The organism is Pseudomonas sp. BP11-1-1 (genome assembly GCF_052112105.1).
Lineage (GTDB): Bacteria > Pseudomonadota > Gammaproteobacteria > Pseudomonadales > Pseudomonadaceae > Aquipseudomonas > Aquipseudomonas alvandae.
In genome coordinates this window covers 1-399 of the sequence record NZ_JAUTYU010000055.1, presented here as the reverse complement: position 1 = coordinate 399, position 399 = coordinate 1, and the positions used below count along the sequence as shown (strand labels likewise).

Genomic DNA, 399 nt, shown 5'->3' with positions numbered 1-399 from the left:
GCGCCAAGGAACTGAACATCAACCTGCCCAACACCGCCAACGCCCAGCAAGTGTTCAGCACGTGCGCGGCCATCGGTGGCAGCAACTGGGATCACTCGGCGTTGATCAAGGGGTTGGAGCACATGGCGAATTTCTCCATTCGCGATAAATAAGCCCTGCCCTTTACCTGTGGGAGCGAGCTTGCTCGCGATAGCAGTAGCCCAGCCAACATCATTGTTGAATGTAAAACCGCTATCGCGAGCAAGCTCGCTCCCACAGGGTCTGCGTCAATTCCAATAATAAAAATCGGGAGCCCGCCATGTCGGTCGATCCGCAACAACTGCTGCGCGAGCTGTTTGCCACAGCCATCGACGCGGCGCATCCGCAGCACGTCCTCGAACAATACCTGCCCAGCGACCG

At 57.6% G+C, this 399-nt stretch carries 1 pseudogene; it reads left to right on the top strand.

Annotated elements, in window-relative coordinates:
• Positions 1 to 152: pseudogene (locus Q7C33_RS28975) on the top strand (2-hydroxy-3-oxopropionate reductase); the annotation flags it as partial.
• Positions 153 to 399 lie beyond the last annotated feature (247 nt).